The sequence below is a fragment of the Streptomyces parvulus genome (assembly GCF_014648855.1).
GTDB classification, from domain to species: Bacteria; Actinomycetota; Actinomycetes; order Streptomycetales; family Streptomycetaceae; genus Streptomyces; species Streptomyces parvulus.
Genome location: NZ_BMRX01000011.1, coordinates 228,097 through 245,313, shown reverse-complemented (window position 1 = coordinate 245,313; position 17,217 = coordinate 228,097). Strand labels below are relative to the sequence as shown.

General features: G+C 72.7%; 13 protein-coding genes and 1 riboswitch. Of the genes, 7 read left to right on the top strand and 6 right to left on the bottom strand.

From position 1 onward, the window contains the following. Positions 1 to 67: 67 nt before the first annotated feature. Complete coding sequence (locus tag IE108_RS23315) at positions 68 to 1,012, bottom strand: ferredoxin family protein (protein WP_064730209.1); 945 nt, start codon at positions 1,010 to 1,012, stop codon at positions 68 to 70. A 54-nt stretch (positions 1,013 to 1,066) separates the two neighbouring features. After that, the gene (locus tag IE108_RS23310; RefSeq protein ID WP_064730210.1) at positions 1,067 to 2,326 is read right to left on the bottom strand and encodes a citrate synthase; all 1,260 of its coding nucleotides are present in this window, start codon (positions 2,324 to 2,326) and stop codon (positions 1,067 to 1,069) included. Positions 2,327 to 2,438: 112 nt separating this feature from the next. Here IE108_RS23310 and IE108_RS23305 point away from each other — a divergent pair, with 112 nt between their 5' ends. Beyond that, positions 2,439 to 3,620 (top strand): citrate synthase/methylcitrate synthase, encoded by a 1,182-nt coding sequence (locus IE108_RS23305; protein ID WP_064730211.1) that lies wholly within the window; start codon positions 2,439 to 2,441, stop codon positions 3,618 to 3,620. A gap of 136 nt (positions 3,621 to 3,756) precedes the next feature. On the opposite strand, the gene IE108_RS23300 is transcribed toward IE108_RS23305, so the two are convergent. Together IE108_RS23300 and IE108_RS23295 are read right to left on the bottom strand one after the other, a co-directional pair. After that, a complete protein-coding gene (locus tag IE108_RS23300) occupies positions 3,757 to 3,993 on the bottom strand; it encodes a hypothetical protein (RefSeq protein ID WP_030184469.1) in 237 nt (78 codons plus the stop codon). Between the two features lie 129 nt (positions 3,994 to 4,122). Further along, entirely contained in the window at positions 4,123 to 4,674 is a 552-nt protein-coding gene (locus tag IE108_RS23295) for a DUF6082 family protein (protein ID WP_064730212.1), read from the bottom strand. A gap of 318 nt (positions 4,675 to 4,992) precedes the next feature. Here IE108_RS23295 and IE108_RS23290 point away from each other — a divergent pair, with 318 nt between their 5' ends. After that, a complete protein-coding gene (locus IE108_RS23290; RefSeq protein WP_064730213.1) occupies positions 4,993 to 6,111 on the top strand; it encodes a CobW family GTP-binding protein in 1,119 nt (372 codons plus the stop codon). A gap of 22 nt (positions 6,112 to 6,133) precedes the next feature. Here IE108_RS23290 and IE108_RS23285 read toward each other — a convergent pair whose 3' ends face one another. After that, complete coding sequence (locus tag IE108_RS23285) at positions 6,134 to 8,590, bottom strand: DNA gyrase/topoisomerase IV subunit A (protein ID WP_064730214.1); 2,457 nt, start codon at positions 8,588 to 8,590, stop codon at positions 6,134 to 6,136. 300 nt (positions 8,591 to 8,890) lie between these two features. On the opposite strand from IE108_RS23285, the gene IE108_RS23280 reads away from it, so the two are divergent. The 4 genes from IE108_RS23280 to IE108_RS23265 all read left to right on the top strand — a co-directional run bounded on the left by IE108_RS23280 (position 8,891) and on the right by IE108_RS23265 (position 13,665). Further along, positions 8,891 to 10,240, top strand: coding sequence for a M16 family metallopeptidase (locus IE108_RS23280; protein WP_064730215.1), 1,350 nt, complete (start codon positions 8,891 to 8,893; stop codon positions 10,238 to 10,240). Then, positions 10,237 to 11,625: a M16 family metallopeptidase gene (locus IE108_RS23275; protein ID WP_064730216.1), complete on the top strand. Its 1,389-nt coding sequence runs from the start codon at positions 10,237 to 10,239 to the stop codon at positions 11,623 to 11,625. The genes IE108_RS23280 and IE108_RS23275 overlap by 4 nt, the downstream gene beginning before the upstream one ends. A gap of 190 nt (positions 11,626 to 11,815) precedes the next feature. After that, a riboswitch (cyclic di-AMP (ydaO/yuaA leader) is annotated at positions 11,816 to 11,980 on the top strand. A 12-nt stretch (positions 11,981 to 11,992) separates the two neighbouring features. After that, positions 11,993 to 12,757, top strand: coding sequence for a M23 family metallopeptidase (locus IE108_RS23270; protein WP_064730217.1), 765 nt, complete (start codon positions 11,993 to 11,995; stop codon positions 12,755 to 12,757). A 212-nt stretch (positions 12,758 to 12,969) separates the two neighbouring features. Continuing rightward, complete coding sequence (locus IE108_RS23265) at positions 12,970 to 13,665, top strand: GntR family transcriptional regulator (RefSeq protein ID WP_064730218.1); 696 nt, start codon at positions 12,970 to 12,972, stop codon at positions 13,663 to 13,665. A 127-nt stretch (positions 13,666 to 13,792) separates the two neighbouring features. On the opposite strand, the gene IE108_RS23260 is transcribed toward IE108_RS23265, so the two are convergent. After that, a complete protein-coding gene (locus tag IE108_RS23260) occupies positions 13,793 to 14,074 on the bottom strand; it encodes an HPr family phosphocarrier protein (protein WP_064730219.1) in 282 nt (93 codons plus the stop codon). A 200-nt stretch (positions 14,075 to 14,274) separates the two neighbouring features. Here IE108_RS23260 and IE108_RS23255 point away from each other — a divergent pair, with 200 nt between their 5' ends. Beyond that, positions 14,275 to 17,214, top strand: coding sequence for a bifunctional acetate--CoA ligase family protein/GNAT family N-acetyltransferase (locus tag IE108_RS23255; protein ID WP_064730220.1), 2,940 nt, complete (start codon positions 14,275 to 14,277; stop codon positions 17,212 to 17,214). The last annotated feature ends 3 nt before the right edge of the window (positions 17,215 to 17,217 follow it).

The window sequence follows — 17,217 nt, the reverse complement described above, 5'->3', positions numbered from 1 at the left end:
GGCGGGGGCGTGCCGTAGGGGGATGTGGCGCGGATCTCCCGCACGGAGCCCCGGGTGGTGCGCCGGGTCAGCTCGCGAGCGCCGCCGTCACCGTCAGGGCGCGCACCGCCGCGATCTCCATCCGGGCCGGCGATCCCAGGACCGCCGCCCCGCAGCTCTCCGGGCGTGGTGGTGACGACGCGCCCTGTGCGACGGTGACCCGCCAGTGCCGCCCGTCCGTGTGGGCCAGGGTCACCTCCCAGCGCGGTGCCGACCCGTCCGTCCGTACGACGCTCAGCGCCCCGGCGGCGTCCTCGCCCAGGGCCGAACGCACGGCCAGCTCGGCCGCCTGCCCGGGGCGGTCCCAGGCCGAGTTGCCACGGCAGCCGCCGGCGACGATCCGGCCCTCGCGCGCGCCGTGCAGGATCTCCTTGACGTCGTGGGCCTGGACGCGGCCGTAGACGTACCCGTGGGGCAGGACGAGCACCGTCGGCGAGAAGCGGTGGCCTCCCAGGTGGGTGACCTCCCAGACGCCCGCCGCGCCGGAGGCGGCGAGTTCGGCGGCCAGTGGGCGGCCCAGGAGTGCGCAGCAGCGGTCGCGCTTGCCGTTGGTGCAGACGAGGGCCAGAGGATCGCCCAGGTGGGGGCCGCCGCCGAGGGCCGCGTCGAAGCCGCGGTGGTCGCCCCGGCCGAGCGCCGCGAGATCGAGGTCGAGCAACCGACGGGGGTCCCGGATCGTGGCACCGCGCACCCATACGTTGCCCGGAACGGTGTGGGCCGCGTACACCCTTCGTTCCACCGGAGTGCCGCGGTCGGCATGCCGTCCGGGGCGGCGGATGAGCGCGACGCGCACGCCGGTGCCCTTTGCCGCGGCTTCCAGGGCGCGGCCGAGCGCGGGGTCCAGGTGGCTCGACGTGAGCGCCTTGGCGCCCCACGGGCCGGGCTGTTCGAGCAGCAGCCAGGTCCTCGCGACGGGTGCGGTGCCCGAAACGGGCTCGTCGAGGTCCCAGGAGACGGTTGAGCACGTACTCACAGAGGTGAGCCTAACCTGACTTGCCGCGGGGTGGCCTCCCACCGCGCCCGAACGCTACTCCGGCAGTGGCCGCGGCGGCCGCGGGCCCGTGTAGAGCCCGCTCGGACGCATCCGCAGGGGGCGTTCGCCGTACTCCTCCAGCGCGTGTGCGATCCAGCCCGCGGTACGCGCCACCGCGAAGATCGTCTCGGCCGCGGTGGAGCGCATGCCGGACGAGGCGGTGAGGACGGCGAGGGCCAGGTCGACATTGGCGTGCAGGGGGGTGTGCCGGGCGGCGGTGGCCTGGACGTCACGGGCCGCCGCGAGGGCGGGCGCGGCCCGCGGGATGTCCTCCAGGAGCGTGAAGAGGGCACGCGCGCGTGGGTCCTCGCCCGGGTAGAGGCGGTGGCCAAGACCGGGAACGCGGCGGCCGGCCCGCAGCTCCTCGGCGACCACGGGCGCGGCGCGGCCCTGGTCCAGCACCTCCAGCAGCATCCGGTGGGCGAGGCCGCCCGCGGCGCCGTGCAGCGGCCCCTCGATCACGCCGAGCCCGGCGGAGACCACCGCGTACGCGTGTGCCCGGGCCGACGCCGCCAGGCGGACGGCGAGCGTGGAGGCGGCCAGATCGTGGTCGACGAGCAGGGAGAGCGCGGTGTCGAGGGCGCGCAGCGTCGGTCCGTCGGCGGGGCGTCCGCTCAGCCGGGTCCAGAGGCGGTGGGCGAGGGGGGCGCGGTCGTCGCCGGCGCGGGCCACGGGCGGAAGCGCGGCGACCAGGGTGGGGATGAGGGTGCGCGCGGTGCCCAGCACCGCGTCCTCGGTCAGGTCGTAGCGCAGGGGGTCGGCGACCGCGGCGGCGACCGCGGCGACCCGCAACCGGTCGGTGGGAGCCGCGTGTTCGGGCAGGGCGTCGACGGCCCGGCGGGCGGCGGTCACGGAGGGCTCGGGCGCGGAGAACGTGGCGCCGGGGCGCAGTTCCCCGGTCCAGAGCCACTCGGCGACCTCTTCGTAGCTGTGGCGGGAGGCGAGTTCGACCGCGTCGACGCCCCGGTAGTAGAGCCGGTCGCCCTCGATGAGCGTGAGGCGGGTGTGCACCGCCGTCTCGTGGCCGGCGGTCGCGGAAGTGCCGCCGTCGCGCCGGTTGCGGCGGGCGAGGGCCCGCACCTCCTGCGCGTCGAAGGTGCTGCCGCGGCCGTCGTGGGTGCGCCGGCTGCCGAGTCGGCCGCGGCTGACGTACGCGTACACGGTCTCGGGTTTCACCCCGAGGAGTTCGGCCGCTTCCTTGGTGGTCAGACGCCGTTCGGCGTCGTCCGGGCGGCCGGGGTCCTGATCGCGCATGAGGTCACCGTATCGATCCTGGGGGTTCCTTCTGAGCCTTATGTTGATTCAGTCAATATTGACAGTGAGATGGTCAAGTGTAGACAGTTGAATCAAGTTCGAGGAGGTAATCATGTCCGTCAACAGGCACGTGACCGGCCCGTCGGGCCCGTCGCCCGTCGATGTGCCGCGAGGGCTCGCGGGTGTCGTCGTGGCCGAGACCGAGGTGGGCGATGTGCGGGGGCTCGAGGGCTTCTACCACTACCGCCAGTACTCGGCCGTCGAACTGGCCCGCAGCCGCAGTTTCGAGGACGTCTGGCATCTCCTGGTCCACGGAGAACTCCCGGACGCGCGCCGCGGAGCCGCCTTCACCGCCGAGACCGCGGCCATGCGACGCCTTCCCGACGCGGTGAGCGCGGCGCTGCCCGCCGTCGCGGCGGCCGGCGGGCACTCGGGTCCGTTCGCCGGCCTGCGCACGGCCCTGTCGCTGCTCGGTGCGGCCCGGGGGTTCCGGCCGGTGTACGACCTCTCGGCGGAACAGCGCCGCCAGGACACCCTCGTGGCCGCGGCCGCCGTGCCGACGCTGCTGACGGCGCTGCACCGGCTGGGCCGCGGACTGGATCCCGTCCAGCCGCGCGAGGACCTGTCCTTCGCGGCGAACTACCTGTACATGCTGACCGGCGCGGAGCCGGACGCCCGGCGCACGCGGGCGGTGGAGCAGTACTTGATCTCCACCATTGACCACGGCTTCAACGCGTCAACGTTCACCGCGCGGGTCATCGCCTCGACGGGTGCCGACGTCGCCGCGGCGCTCACGGGAGCCCTTGCGGCGCTGTCCGGTCCCCTGCACGGAGGGGCGCCCAGCCGGGCGCTGGACACCCTGGACGCCATCGGCACCCCCGAACGCATCGACACGTGGATCCGCGAGCGTGTGCTCTCCGGTGAGCGCATCATGGGCTTCGGCCACGCCGTCTACCGCACGGAGGACCCGCGCTCCAGGATGCTCCGGGAGGTGGCGCAGGGGTTCGGTGGTCCGCGCGTGGAGTTCGCCGTCGAGGTGGAGCGCCGGGTCGAGGCGATCCTCGCGGAGCTGAAGCCGGGGCGGGAGCTGCACACCAACGTCGAGTTCTACGCGGGCGTGGTCATGGAACTGTGCGGGCTGCCGCGGGAGATGTTCACCCCGACGTTCGCGGCGGCGCGGACGGTGGGCTGGAGCGCGAACATCCTGGAGCAGGCGCGGGACTCGAAGATCATCCGGCCTGCGGCCCGGTACGTGGGACCGGGGGCGCCGGTCGGAGTGCCGGCGGTGGCCTGAGAGACGAGCGGCCTGGTGCCGTTCGGGCGCCAGGCCTGGTCGAGAGGGCGCCGGGCATGGACGGTGTGCCGGATGCCTCGACGGTGGGGTGTCCGGCACGGGCGGCGGTGGGCGCGGCGGCGGACACGGACTGCCGTCAGGCGTCGGGGATGTCCGCCTTGGCCCGGATGAGGGTTTCCCTGCTCACGACCACGATGCGTTCGTAGTCGGCACGGGCGGCGTCGGCGGGCAGTTCACGCTCCAGCGCTTCCGTGGCCTCGGTGCCGATGACGGCGAAGTTGCCGTCGCTCAGCTCGAAGAGGTCCGGGCAGGTGGAACCCGAGTTGCTGCCCCGGGCGCTGGGCGGCACACCAATGCGGCGCACGATCTTCAAAGGTACCGGTCCTTATGAGTTACCAAAGTGATGGCGAGCACACGCTACTGGGGTTGATGAGGTCCACGTGACCAGCGGCCGAAAGTCACCCGGTCGTGTCGCGTCGCCATGCCCGCCGGAAGGCCGACGTCAGTCCGTCGGCGGGTTACCCACGACCCACCATTCGTCGGTGTCCGCCTCGTCGAGATCCCGTACGAGCCCGTCGACCATCTGACCCAGCCGAGCCTCCTCGGACGTGTCGTTCAGCGAGGCGCGCATGTGACCGGACGCCTCCCAGTACTCCCGGAACACGGGGCTCTGCAGGAATTCCCGCAGGTGCCGGTAGAGCTCCTCCAGGTCCAGAAGCCCCGCTCGATGGGTGTGGAACAGATACGTGTACCAGGCGTTGGCGTAGAGGAACTGCCGCCGCCGCTCGGCCGGGATGCTCTGGTCGTACGTGTCGATGACCTCGGCGAGAGTCGGGTCGTCGATCGCCCGGGTCAGCAACTCCCAGTGCATGCGCTGCTGGTGCTGGAGTGTGTTGCGGCGGAGCGCAAGCTCCTCCAGCTCCAGTTGCCGCTCATGCAGACGAGCCTTTTCCAGCCACCGCTGCCGTGCGGCGAGGGATATCCCCGCCGTGGCGAGCAGCAGCCCGGTCGCCGCAGAGCCGAACCTCCCCGTGATCTTCTTCCGTGTGGCCATGTCAACCCCCGAATCAGGCGACCGCCCGCCGGTCGTCGAGTGCGGGTCGGCTGACGGGGACCGGCGAGCGATGGGCGGCGCGTGCCACCTCCAGAGTGCCGAGCTGCGCTGATCGACGGGGAGGCGGAGAGGAGGCGCACGGAGGGAAGCGAGGGTCGCACACTCCGGCGCCTTGCCAGACGTCTGCCCCGCCGACGCTGCTAACAATCGTTCACTCCACGCTGCCTGTGGCGACTCGTATCCTGAGCAGGGCATTCCGCGCGCGGTGCACGACGTGCCGTGAGACGGCGTACGCGTAGGTGAGAGAGAGGTCGCACGGTGGGGCAGCGCCCGACTCCGCAGCAGATCCCGGTCGTGGTCCTCGCCGGATTCCTCGGCTCCGGGAAAACCACACTCCTCAACCACCTCCTGCACCGCAGCGGAGGCAGCCGGATCGGCGCCGTCGTCAACGACTTCGGGTCGATCGAGATCGACGCCATGGCCGTGGCGGGCGCCCTCGGCGACTCCACCGTCTCGCTCGGCAACGGCTGCCTGTGCTGCGCCGTCGACGTGAGCGAACTCGACGGGTACCTCGCGCGGCTCGCCCGGCCCGAGGCCGGCATCGACGTCATCGTCATCGAGGCGAGCGGCCTGGCCGAGCCCCAGGAACTGGTGCGCATGGTGCTCGCCAGCGAGCAGCCGGAGGTCGTCTACGGCGGGCTCGTCGAGGTCGTCGACGCCGCCGAGTTCGACGCGACACGGGCGCGGCACCCGGAGATCGACCGGCACCTGGCGCTCGCCGATCTGATCGTCGTCAACAAGACCGACCGAGCTCAGGACGCCGAGCGCGTGCTCGCCCTCGCCCGCTCGCTGGGCGAGGGCGCGGCCGTGGTGCCGGCGACCTACGGCCGTATCGACCCGGCGTTCCTCTACGAGTGCCGGCCGAGCGAGGAACGCGTCGGCCAGCTGTCCTTCGACGACCTCCACGACCTCCACGACCACCCGGCCGGCGACGCGGCCGACGCGAGCGGCGCGCCCGACACGCGCGGCGCCCACTCCGAGCATCTGCACGCGGCCTACGACACCTTGTCGTTCGCCTCCGACCTGCCGCTCGACCCGCGCCGGCTCATGCGGTTCCTCGACAGCCGCCCCGAAGGCCTCTACCGGATCAAGGGCTACGTCGACTTCGGCCCCCACGATCCGCGCAACCGGTACGCCGTGCACGCCGTGGGACGCTTCCTCCGCTTCTACCCGGAGCCCTGGCCCGCCGCGGCCGACCGCCGCACCCAGCTCGTCCTGATCGGCGCGGGCATCGACGCTTCCGCCCTGGACAAGGAACTCGACGCCTGCCGCAGCGAAGCCCCGCACGCCGACGAGCACGGCATGTGGGGCGTCCTGCGCTACGTACCGTCCCCCGACGGCGGGACCCCGGACGGCGACGAGCCGCCCACCGCCTAGGGCCTGATCCAGACGACAGGCCCTAGACCGGCCCCGCCACCACCGACACGGTCTTCGGCAGGGACACGCCCGAACCGTCGCGGCGCGGGTCGATGTCCGGGAGCTGAGCCGGTGTGCCGTTCTTCTGGGCGGCCAGGGCCGGGGTCGGCCCCGCCCAGGCGAAGGCCAGGCAGTCCTCGCCCTTCAGGAACCGCTGGCAGCGCACGCCACCCGTGGCGCGGCCCTTGCGCGGATACTGGTCGAACGGGGTGAGTTTGGCCGTGGTCTGCACGGAGTCGTCCAGGGTGCCCCGCGAACCGGCCACCGTGAAGACCACCGCCTCCGCCGCCGGGTCCACCGCCGTGAAGGAGATGACCTTGGCGCCGTCGGCGAGCTTGATGCCCGCCACACCGCCCGCCGGACGGCCCTGCGCACGCACCTGGGAGGCCTGGTAGCGCAGGAGCTGGGCGTCGTCCGTGATGAAGACCAGGTCCTCCTCGCCGGAGCGCAGCTCGGCGCCGCCGACGATGCGGTCGCCCTCCTTGAGGGTGATGACCTCCAACTCGTCCTTGTGGGACGGGTAGTCGGGCACCACCCGCTTGACCACGCCCTGTTCCGTGCCGAGCGCCAGCCCCGGCGAGGACTCGTCCAGGGTGGTCAGGCAGACGACGTTCTCGTCGTCCTCCAGGGACACGAACTCCGCCAGCGGCGCGCCGCCCGACAGGTTCGGCGCCGGCATGGACTCGGGGAGCTGGGGGAGGTCCACCACATTCACCCGCAGCAGGCGGCCGCCGGACGTCACCACGCCGACCTCGCCCCGCGCCGTGGCCGCCACCGCCGAGACGATCAGGTCGTGCTTGGCGCGCTTGGCGCCGGCCTCCACGACCAGCGGCTCGGCGTTCGCGGTGCGGGCCAGCAGGCCTGTGGAGGAGAGCAGCACCCGGCACGGGTCGTCCGCCACCTGCAACGGCACGGCGGCGACCGGGACACCGCCGGACTCCAGCAGCGTCGTACGGCGGTCGGTGCCGAACTTCTTGGCGACCGCGGCCAGTTCGTTGGAGACGAGCTTGCGCAGCTCCGCGTCCGAGTCGAGGATCCGGGACAGCTCCTCGATCTCCGCGTTCAGCCGCTCCTTCTCCGACTCCAGCTCGATGCGGTCGTACTTGGTGAGCCGGCGCAGCGGCGTGTCCAGGATGTACTGGGTCTGCACGTCGCTCAGCGAGAACTGGTCCATCAGGCGCTGCTTGGCCTGCGCGGAGTTCTCGCTGGAGCGGATGAGGCGGATGACCTCGTCGATGTCGACCAGCGCGGTGAGCAGGCCCTCCACCAGGTGCAGCCGGTCGCGCTTCTTGCTCCGGCGGAACTCGCTGCGCCGCCGTACGACGGTGAAGCGGTGGTCGAGATAGACCTCCAGCAGCTCCTTGAGGCCGAGGGTGAGGGGCTGCCCGTCCACCAGGGCGACGTTGTTGATGCCGAAGGACTCCTCCATCGGCGTCAGCTTGTAGAGCTGCTCCAGGACGGCCTCGGGCACGAAGCCGTTCTTGATCTCGATGACCAGACGCAGTCCGTGCTCGCGGTCGGTGAGGTCCTTGACGTCCGCGATGCCCTGGAGCTTCTTCGAGCCCACCAGGTCCTTGATCTTCGCGATGACCTTCTCGGGGCCGACCGCGAAGGGCAGCTCGGTGACGACGAGGCCCTTGCGCCGCGCCGTCACGGTCTCCACGGACACCGTCGCGCGGATCTTGAACGTGCCGCGGCCCGTCTCGTACGCGTCCCGGATGCCGGGCAGGCCGACGATCCGGCCGCCGGTGGGCAGGTCGGGGCCCGGCACGTGCTTCATCAGGGCTTCGAGATCGGCGTTCGGGTGCCGGATCAGGTGCCGGGCGGCGGCGATGACCTCGCGCAGGTTGTGCGGCGGCATGTTCGTGGCCATGCCGACCGCGATGCCGGAGGCGCCGTTGACCAGGAGGTTCGGGAAGGCGGCGGGCAGGGCCACCGGCTCCCGCTCCTGGCCGTCGTAGTTGGGGCCGAAGTCGACGGTGTCCTCGTCGATGGAGTCCGTCATCAGGCTGGTGGCCTCGGCCATCCGGCACTCGGTGTACCGCATGGCGGCCGGCGGATCGTCGTTGCCCAGCGAGCCGAAGTTGCCGTGGCCGTCCACCAGGGGCACGCGCATCGAGAAGGACTGGGCCATGCGCACCAGCGCGTCGTAGATGGACGCGTCACCGTGCGGATGCAGCTTGCCCATCACCTCGCCGACGACGCGGGCGCACTTCACGTAGCCGCGCTCCGGCCTGAGGCCCATCTCGCTCATCTGGTACACGATCCGGCGGTGCACCGGCTTGAGGCCGTCGCGGGCGTCCGGGAGCGCACGGGAGTAGATGACCGAGTACGCGTACTCGAGGAAGGAGCCCTGCATCTCGTCGACGACGTCGATGTCGAGGATCTTCTCCTCGTACGAGTCGTCGGGCGGCGGGGTCTTCGTACTACGGCGGGCCATCGCTGCCGGCTCCTTGCTGAAGCGTGAACGGTGATCTGACGCCGTCCATTGTGGACTGCGGCACTGACAGCCACCGACCAGGACCCGACACGGGCTGCCCGGCCCGGCGCTGCCCGCAGGGTACGCCCTCGCCCCGCCTCCCCGTCCCCGGCGGGCCGCCAACCCCGTTCTCGCTCTCGGCGTACGCGGCCCGGGAACTCCACCGGGGCCCCGCACGCTTGCATACAGTGGCAGGATCGGCGGAATTCCGCAGTTCCGCCCAATGATTCCGCCAAGTATTCCGCGATCGAAGGGACGTACATGCCCATGGGTCACACGGCCACAGCCCAGGCAGGCTCCGGCGGCCTGACAGCGACCGAGCACCGCCTGGCCAACGGCCTGCGCGTGGTGCTCTCCGAGGACCACCTGACCCCGGTCGCCGCAGTGTGCCTCTGGTACGACGTCGGCTCCCGCCACGAGGTCAAGGGACGCACCGGCCTGGCTCACCTCTTCGAGCACCTCATGTTCCAGGGCTCCGCCCAGGTCAAGGGCAACGGCCACTTCGAGCTGGTGCAGGGCGCCGGCGGCTCCCTCAACGGCACCACCAGCTTCGAGCGGACCAACTACTTCGAGACCATGCCCGCCCACCAGCTGGAGCTCGCCCTCTGGCTCGAGGCCGACCGCATGGGTTCCCTGCTGTCCGCCCTGGACGAGGAGTCCATGGAGAACCAGCGGGACGTCGTCAAGAACGAGCGCCGCCAGCGCTACGACAACGTCCCCTACGGCACGGCCTTCGAGAAGCTGACCGCCCTCGCCTACCCGGAGGGCCACCCCTACCACCACACGCCGATCGGTTCCATGGCCGACCTGGACGCGGCCACCCTGGAGGACGCCCGCGCCTTCTTCCGCACCTACTACGCGCCGAACAACGCGGTGCTGTCGGTCGTCGGCGACATCGACCCCGAGCAGACGCTCGCCTGGATCGAGAAGTACTTCGGCTCCATCGCCTCGCACGACGGCAAGCAGCCTCCCCGGGACGGCTCCCTGCCCGACGTCATGGGGGCGCAGTTGCGCGAGGTCGTCGAGGAGGAGGTCCCGGCCCGCGCCCTGATGGCGGCCTACCGGCTCCCGGAGGACGGCACGCGTGCGTGCGACGCGGCCGACCTGGCGCTCACCGTCCTGGGCGGCGGCGAGTCCTCCCGCCTCTACAACCGGCTGGTGCGCCGCGACCGCACCGCCGTCGCCGCCGGCTTCGGCCTGCTGCGGCTCGCCGGGGCGCCCTCCCTGGGCTGGCTGGACGTCAAGACCTCCGGCGACGTGGAGGTCCCGGTCATCGAGACCGCCATCGACGAGGAGCTGGCCCGGTTCGCCGAGGAGGGCCCCACCGCCGAGGAGATGGAGCGCGCCCAGGCACAGCTGGAGCGCGAGTGGCTGGACCGGCTCGGCACGGTCGCCGGCCGGGCCGACGAACTGTGCCGGTACGCCGTGCTGTTCGGCGACCCGCAGCTCGCCCTCACCGCCGTGCAGCGCGTGCTCGAAGTGACGGCCGAGGAGGTCCAGGAGGTCGCCAAGGCCCGCCTGCGCCCCGACAACCGCGCGGTGCTCGTCTACGAGCCCACCGCCCCCACCGACGCCGACGCCACCGACGAGAACGAGGAGGCGGCCAAGTGACCGAGCTCGCCACGATGGACTTCCACTCCCAGCCGCAGGCCGGCGAGCCCAAGCCGTGGGCGTTCCCGGAGCCCGGCCGCGGCAGCCTCGACAACGGGCTGACGGTACTGCGGTGCCATCGCCCCGGCCAGCAGGTCGTCGCCGTGGAGGTGCTCCTCGACGCGCCCCTGGACGCCGAGCCCGCCGGTCTCGACGGCGTCGCCACGATCATGGCGCGCGCCTTCTCCGAGGGCACCGACAAGCACTCCGCCGAGGACTTCGCCGCCGAGCTGGAGCGCTGCGGTGCCACCCTGGACGCCCACGCCGACCACCCCGGCGTCCGGCTCAGCCTGGAGGTGCCCGCCTCGCGCCTCGCCAAGGCCCTCGGCCTTCTCGCCGACGCCCTCAGGGCACCCGCCTTCGCGGACGGTGAGGTCGAGCGGCTGGTCCGCAACCGCCTCGACGAGATCCCGCACGAGCTGGCCAACCCGGCCCGCCGCGCGGCCAAGGAACTCTCCAGGGAGCTGTTCCCGGCCGGCACGCGCATGTCCCGCCCGCGCCAGGGCACCGAGGAGACGGTCGCGGCCATCGACTCCGGTTCCGTACGCGCCTTCTACGAGAAGCACGTCCGCCCCGCCACGGCCACCGCCGTGGTCGTCGGCGACCTCACCGGCCTCGACCTGGACGCCCTGCTCGGCGACACCCTGGGCGCGTGGACCGGCTCCGCGGCCGAGCCGCGCCCCGTGCCGCCGGTCACCGCCGACGACCGCGGCCGGGTCGTCATCGTGGACCGTCCCGGCGCCGTGCAGACGCAGTTGCTGATCGGCCGCACCGGTTCCGACCGGCACGACCGGGTGTGGCCGGCGCAGGTGCTCGGCACCTACTGCCTCGGCGGCACCCTCACCTCCCGCCTGGACCGCGTCCTGCGCGAGGAGAAGGGCTACACCTACGGCGTACGGGCGTTCGGCCAGGTGCTGCGGTCCGCGCCGGACGGCACCGGTGCCGCCATGCTCGCCATCAGCGGCTCCGTCGACACGCCCAACACCGGTCCCGCCCTCGACGACCTGTGGACGGTGCTGCGCAAGCTCGCCGCGGAGGGGCTCACCGACGCCGAGCGCGACGTGGCCGTGCAGAACCTGGTGGGGGTGGCGCCGCTGAAGTACGAGACGGCCGCGGCCGTGGCGAGCACCCTGGCCGACCAGGTCGAGCAGCACCTGCCCGACGACTACCAGGCCACGCTCTACCGTCAACTGGCCGCCACGGGCACCGTGGAGGCCACCGCGGCGGTCGTGAACGCCTTCCCGGTGGACCGCCTGGTGACCGTCCTCGTCGGCGACGCGTCGCAGATCAAGGAGCCCGTCGAGGCCCTCGGCATCGGTGAAGTCACCGTGGTGGCCGCCGAGTAGCGGCACGCGCGTGAAGAGGCCCCGGTGACCGGAGTGTCACCGGGGCCGCCGTTTGTCCGAATTGAGGGAGTGCTGCCCGTCTGCCCTGTGGCATGCGCTACAAAAGACCTGTTGCGTTTGAGAATTGAACACAGTCGCGTTTAGCGTCATCCGGGCTGTTCGTCAGGCAGTGCGCCGCACCCGCGGCACCGGACAGTCATCGCCGAGTCCCCGCATGGCGCGAGCCAGGGGAGCCGGGGACCCACCGCAGTCCCTGGGGTGAATCGGACGCCCGCGCGTGTCGCGAGGGGGCCCGTAGGAGACCTTCCTGCTCCGAACCCGTCAGCTAACCCGGTAGGCGAGAGGGAAGGAAAGGACCAGCCTCTACATGGCGTTCACGCGCGCCACCGGGAAGCACCGGCGTCCCGGCAGGATGCACCGCAGCACCGCCCGCGCGGCGGGTGTCGCGGCCCTCGCCACCACCGGCGTCGTCGGCAGCCTCGCCGCTCCGGCGCTCGCCGCCGAGCCCGAGGTGGAGCGGAGCGGCATCACCCCGGTCGTCAGCATCGGCGACTCCATAGCAGAGGAGATCGACGCCCAGGCCCTCGCCCAGCGGCAGGCGGCCGCGGACGCCGCGGCCCGTGAGGCGGCCCAGGAGGCCGCCCGCGAGCGTGCCGCCGAGGCCGCCAAGGAGGCGCGCGAGGCCAAGGAGCGCGCCGCGCGGGAGGCGGAGCGCAAGCGCCTCAACACCTTCGTCCCGCCGATCACCGCGTCCTACGTCTCCACCGCGTACCAGGCCGGCAGCTCGCTGTGGTCCTCCGGCAGCCACACCGGCATCGACTTCCACGCCTCCAGCGGCACCACGGTGCACGCCGTCGGCGTCGGCACCGTCGTCGAGGCCGGCTGGGGCGGGGCGTACGGCAACCAGGTCGTGATCAAGATGCACGACGGCACGTACACGCAGTACGGGCACCTGTCCTCCGTCGGAGTCTCGGTCGGCCAGTCGGTCGAACCCGGTCAGCAGATCGGCCTCTCCGGCGCGACCGGCAACGTCACCGGGCCCCACCTGCACTTCGAGGCGCGCACGGGCCAGGAGTACGGCTCGGACATGGACCCCGTCGCCTACCTCCGCGCGCACGGCGTCGACGTCTGACGGCGGACGGCCCCACGGGCACCAGCCTCCTGAAAGGCCCCGGCTCACCGAGCCGGGGTCTTTTGGTTTCCGAGCGCACATGCGGCCCCCGCCGACGGCCAAAAAATATCCATGAAATCCGCCCCGCCGTCGGAATATCCGCCTGCTTGGCCTAGAGTCGCGGAAAGACGTCAAACGGCGGCGTTTCACGGGGATTAAGGCGGAGGTCGGTCATGCGAATTCCGGCGCATTCTGTGTGCACGGCCATCCGGGACGACATCGTCGCCGGCGTCCACGCGCGCGGGGGCCGGCTCACCGAGGAGATCCTCGCCCGCCGCTACGGCGTCTCCCGCGTCCCCGTCCGCGAGGCGCTGCGCACCCTGGAGGCCGAGGGCTTCGTGGTGACCCGGCGCCACGCGGGCGCGTGCGTCGCGGAACCGACGGAGCAGGAGGCCGCCGACCTGCTGGAGTCGCGCACGCTGCTGGAGCCCCTCGGTGCCGCCCGTGCCGCCCGGCGCCGGACCGACGCCCACCTCAAGGTGTTGCGGGGGCTGGTCCGGCTCGGGCAGGAACGCGCCAGGCAGGGCGGCGGCGAGGACCTGCGCTCCCTGGGCGGCTGGTTCCACGAGACGCTCGCCCAGGCGGCCGGCAGCCCCTCCCTGACGGCCCTGCTGACCCAGCTGCGCCACAAGATCGCCTGGATGTACGACGTGGACGCGCCGGCCGGGCCCGTGGAGTACTGGGCCGAGCACGGGGCGATCCTCGACGCGGTGGCCCGGGGGGACGGTGAACGCGCGCGGGCGCTCATGGCGCTGCACGCCGAGCGCTCGGCGCCCGGACACCGGCTGCGATTCACCTCCGGCGCGGAGAGGACTGAGCGTGTGAGGAACTCGCAACGTCCCGTAAACACGGCGAGCCTGCGTCATTAACACGGGCGCCGTATACAAAGAGGGGGAAATTCCGAGGGGTTGTTTTCCGCTGCTCGAATTCCAGGCGCCAGAAAGAGAAAAGGCCCGTCCGGCGGTCCCGGCGGGCCTTTTCTCGTGCTGCTGTCCGTCAGACGGTCTCGGGAAGCTCCTCGAGCCCCTCGGCGACCAGCTTCGCCAGCCGGTCCAGGGCGACGTCCGCGCCCTCGGCGTCGGAGGCGAGGACGATCTCCTCGCCGCCCTGGGCGCCGAGGCCGAGGACGGCCAGCATGGAGGCCGCGTTGACGGGGGAGCCGTCGGCCTTGGCGATCGTGACCGGGACGCCGGTGGCCGTGGCGGCTCGGACGAAGATGGAGGCGGGGCGGGCGTGGAGACCCTCGGCCCAGCCGACGTTGACGCGGCGCTCAGCCATGTGATGCTGCCCTTCAGGTGTTCAGAGGCGTTGAGGTTGTCTAGACCAGTGTTGTCTAGACCAGTTTCCCACATCGTGAAGCATGCCGGGACGACCGTGAGCCGTCCCCGCGGTGGCCGGACCGCGGCCTCGGTCCGGTGTGTGTGTCCCCCACAGACTGCCCCGCGCCGTTGTCATACGCGAGCCGTAGTCTGGGGCCCATGCAGACCTCGTCGGACCGGCACGAGTACCCCGCCCACTGGGAAGCCGACGTGGTGCTGCGCGACGGCGGCACCGCGCGCGTCCGCCCCATCACCGTCGATGACGCCGAGCGCCTGGTCAGCTTCTACGAGCAGGTGTCCGACGAGTCGAAGTACTACCGCTTCTTCGCGCCGTACCCTCGCCTGTCCGCCAAGGACGTCCACCGCTTCACCCACCACGACTTCGTGGACCGGGTGGGACTCGCGGCCACCATCGGCGGCGAGTTCATCGCCACCGTACGCTACGACCGCATCGGCCCCGGTGGAACGCCTGCCTCCGCCCCGGCCGACGAGGCCGAGGTCGCCTTCCTCGTCCAGGACGCCCACCAGGGCCGGGGTGTCGCGTCGGCGCTCCTGGAGCACATCGCCGCCGTCGCCCGCGAGCGCGGGATCCGCCGCTTCGCCGCCGAGGTGCTGCCCGCCAACACCAAGATGATCAAGGTGTTCATGGACGCCGGCTACACCCAGAAGCGCAGCTTCGAGGACGGTGTGGTCCGGCTGGAGTTCGATCTCGAACCCACCGACCGCTCCCTCGCCGTGCAGTACGCGCGCGAGCACCGCGCGGAGGCCCGTTCCGTCCAGCGCCTGCTCCAGCCGGGCTCGGTCGCGGTCGTCGGCACCGGCCGCACCCCGGGCGGTGTCGGCCGCAGCGTCCTCGGCAACATCCGGGACGCGGGCTACACCGGCCGCCTCTACGCCGTGAACAAGGCGTTCGCCACCGGCCTGACCGACCTCGACGGGGTGCCCGCCCGCCGCTCGGTGCGGGACATCGAGGGCCCCGTCGACCTCGCGGTGGTCACCGTCCCGGCCGAGCAGGTCCCCGAGGTGGTGACCGAGTGCGGCGAGCACGGCGTGCAGGGACTGGTGGTGGTCTCCGCCGGATACGCCGACGGCGGAGCCGACGGACGCGAGCGCCAGCGGGCCCTGGTGCGCCAGGCCCGCACCTACGGCATGCGGATCATCGGCCCCAACGCCTTCGGCATCATCAACACCTCGCCCGAGGTCCGGCTCAACGCCTCCCTCGCCCCCGAGATGCCCCGGCCCGGACGGATCGGCCTCTTCGCCCAGTCCGGCGCCATCGGCATCGCCCTGCTGTCCCGCCTGCACCGGCGCGGCGGCGGGGTCACCGGCGTCACCGGCGTGTCGACCTTCGTCTCCTCCGGCAACCGGGCCGACGTGTCCGGCAACGACGTCCTCCAGTACTGGTACGACGACCCGCGGACCGACGTCGCGCTGATGTACTTGGAGTCCATCGGCAACCCGCGCAAGTTCACCCGCCTGGCGCGCCGCACGGCGGCGGCCAAGCCTCTGGTCGTGGTGCAGGGCGCCCGCCACGGCGGAGTGGCACCCCAGGGCCACGCCGTACGGGCGACACGCCTGCCGCACGCCACGGTCTCCGCACTGCTGCGGCAGGCCGGCGTCATCCGGGTCGACACGATCACCGACCTGGTGGACGTCGGGCTGCTGCTCGCCCGTCAGCCGCTGCCCGCCGGACCGCGGGTCGCCATCCTGGGGAACTCCGAATCACTCGGGCTCCTGACCTACGACGCGTGCCTCTCCGAGGGGCTGCGGCCGCACCCGCCGCGCGACCTCACCACGGCGGCCTCCGCGGACGACTTCCACGCCGCCCTCTCCCGGGCCCTCGCCGACGACACGTGCGACGCGGTCGTGGTGACCGCCATCCCGACGGTGGGGGAGGGGCCGTCCGGGGACGCCGCGCTGGCCGAGGCGCTGCGCTCGGCGGCGGCCGCGGTGCCCGCCAAGCCGGTCCTCGTGGTCCACGTGGAACTGGGCGGCCTCGCGGAAGCCCTCTCGGCCGCGGCCAGCACCGCGCCGCAGCCGCCCCCGGAGGCCCCCGGCACACCGCGGCCCGCGGACGCACCCCGCACACCGCCGCCCGCCGGCACCGGAGCGCCGACGGCACCCGAGCGGCCCGACGGCTCCGAACCCCGGGAAGCCTCCGCCGCCGGTCGGCGCCCCACCCCCGCGGGCACCGACTCCCCGCCTGTGGCCCCCGCTCCCGGCAGCGGCGACGGCACCCGCCTCATCCCGGCCTACCCCGCCGCCGAACGCGCGGTACGCGCCCTGGCCGAGGCCGTCTCCTACGCCCAGTGGCGCCGCGACGCCGCGGACCCCGGCAAGGTCCCGGAGTACGAGGACATCGACGAGAAGGGCGCCGCCGAGCAGATAGCCGGCCACCTCGCGCGCGGGCAGGGGCTCACCCTCGGCGCGGCGGAGACCTGCGAGCTGCTCGGCAGGTACGGCGTCGAGGTCCACCGCGCGCTGCCCGCCCCCGGCCCCGACGAGGCCGCCTCCGCCGCGCGAGCGATCGGCTACCCCGTCGCCCTCAAGGCCACCGCTCCCCACCTGCGCCACCGCGCCGACCTGGGCGGCGTCCGCCTCGACCTCGCGGACGAGGAGCAACTGCGCCGGGCGTACGCCGAGTTGACCGACCTGTTCGGCAAGCCCGCAGAGCTGCGCCCGGTGGTGCAGGGCATGGCCCCGCGCGGCGTCGACACCGTCGTACGGGCCGTCATCGACCCGGCGGCCGGCGCGGTGCTCTCCTTCGGGCTGGCCGGCGCCGCCACCCAGCTGCTCGGCGACACGGCCCACCGGCTGATTCCGGTCACCGACCGCGACGCAACCTCGCTGATCCGCTCGATCCGCACGGCACCCCTCCTCTTCGGCTGGCGCGGTTCGGCTCCGGTCGACGCACCCGCCCTGGAGGAGCTGCTGCTGCGGGTCTCCCGACTGGTGGACGACCACCCCGAGGTCGTCGCCGTCACCCTGGAACCGGTGGTGGTGGCGCCGCACGGCCTGAGCGTCCTCGGCGCCTCCGTCCGGCTCGCGCCCCCGCCCGCCAGGGACGACCTCGGACCGCGGACCCTCCCCGCGTACTGACCG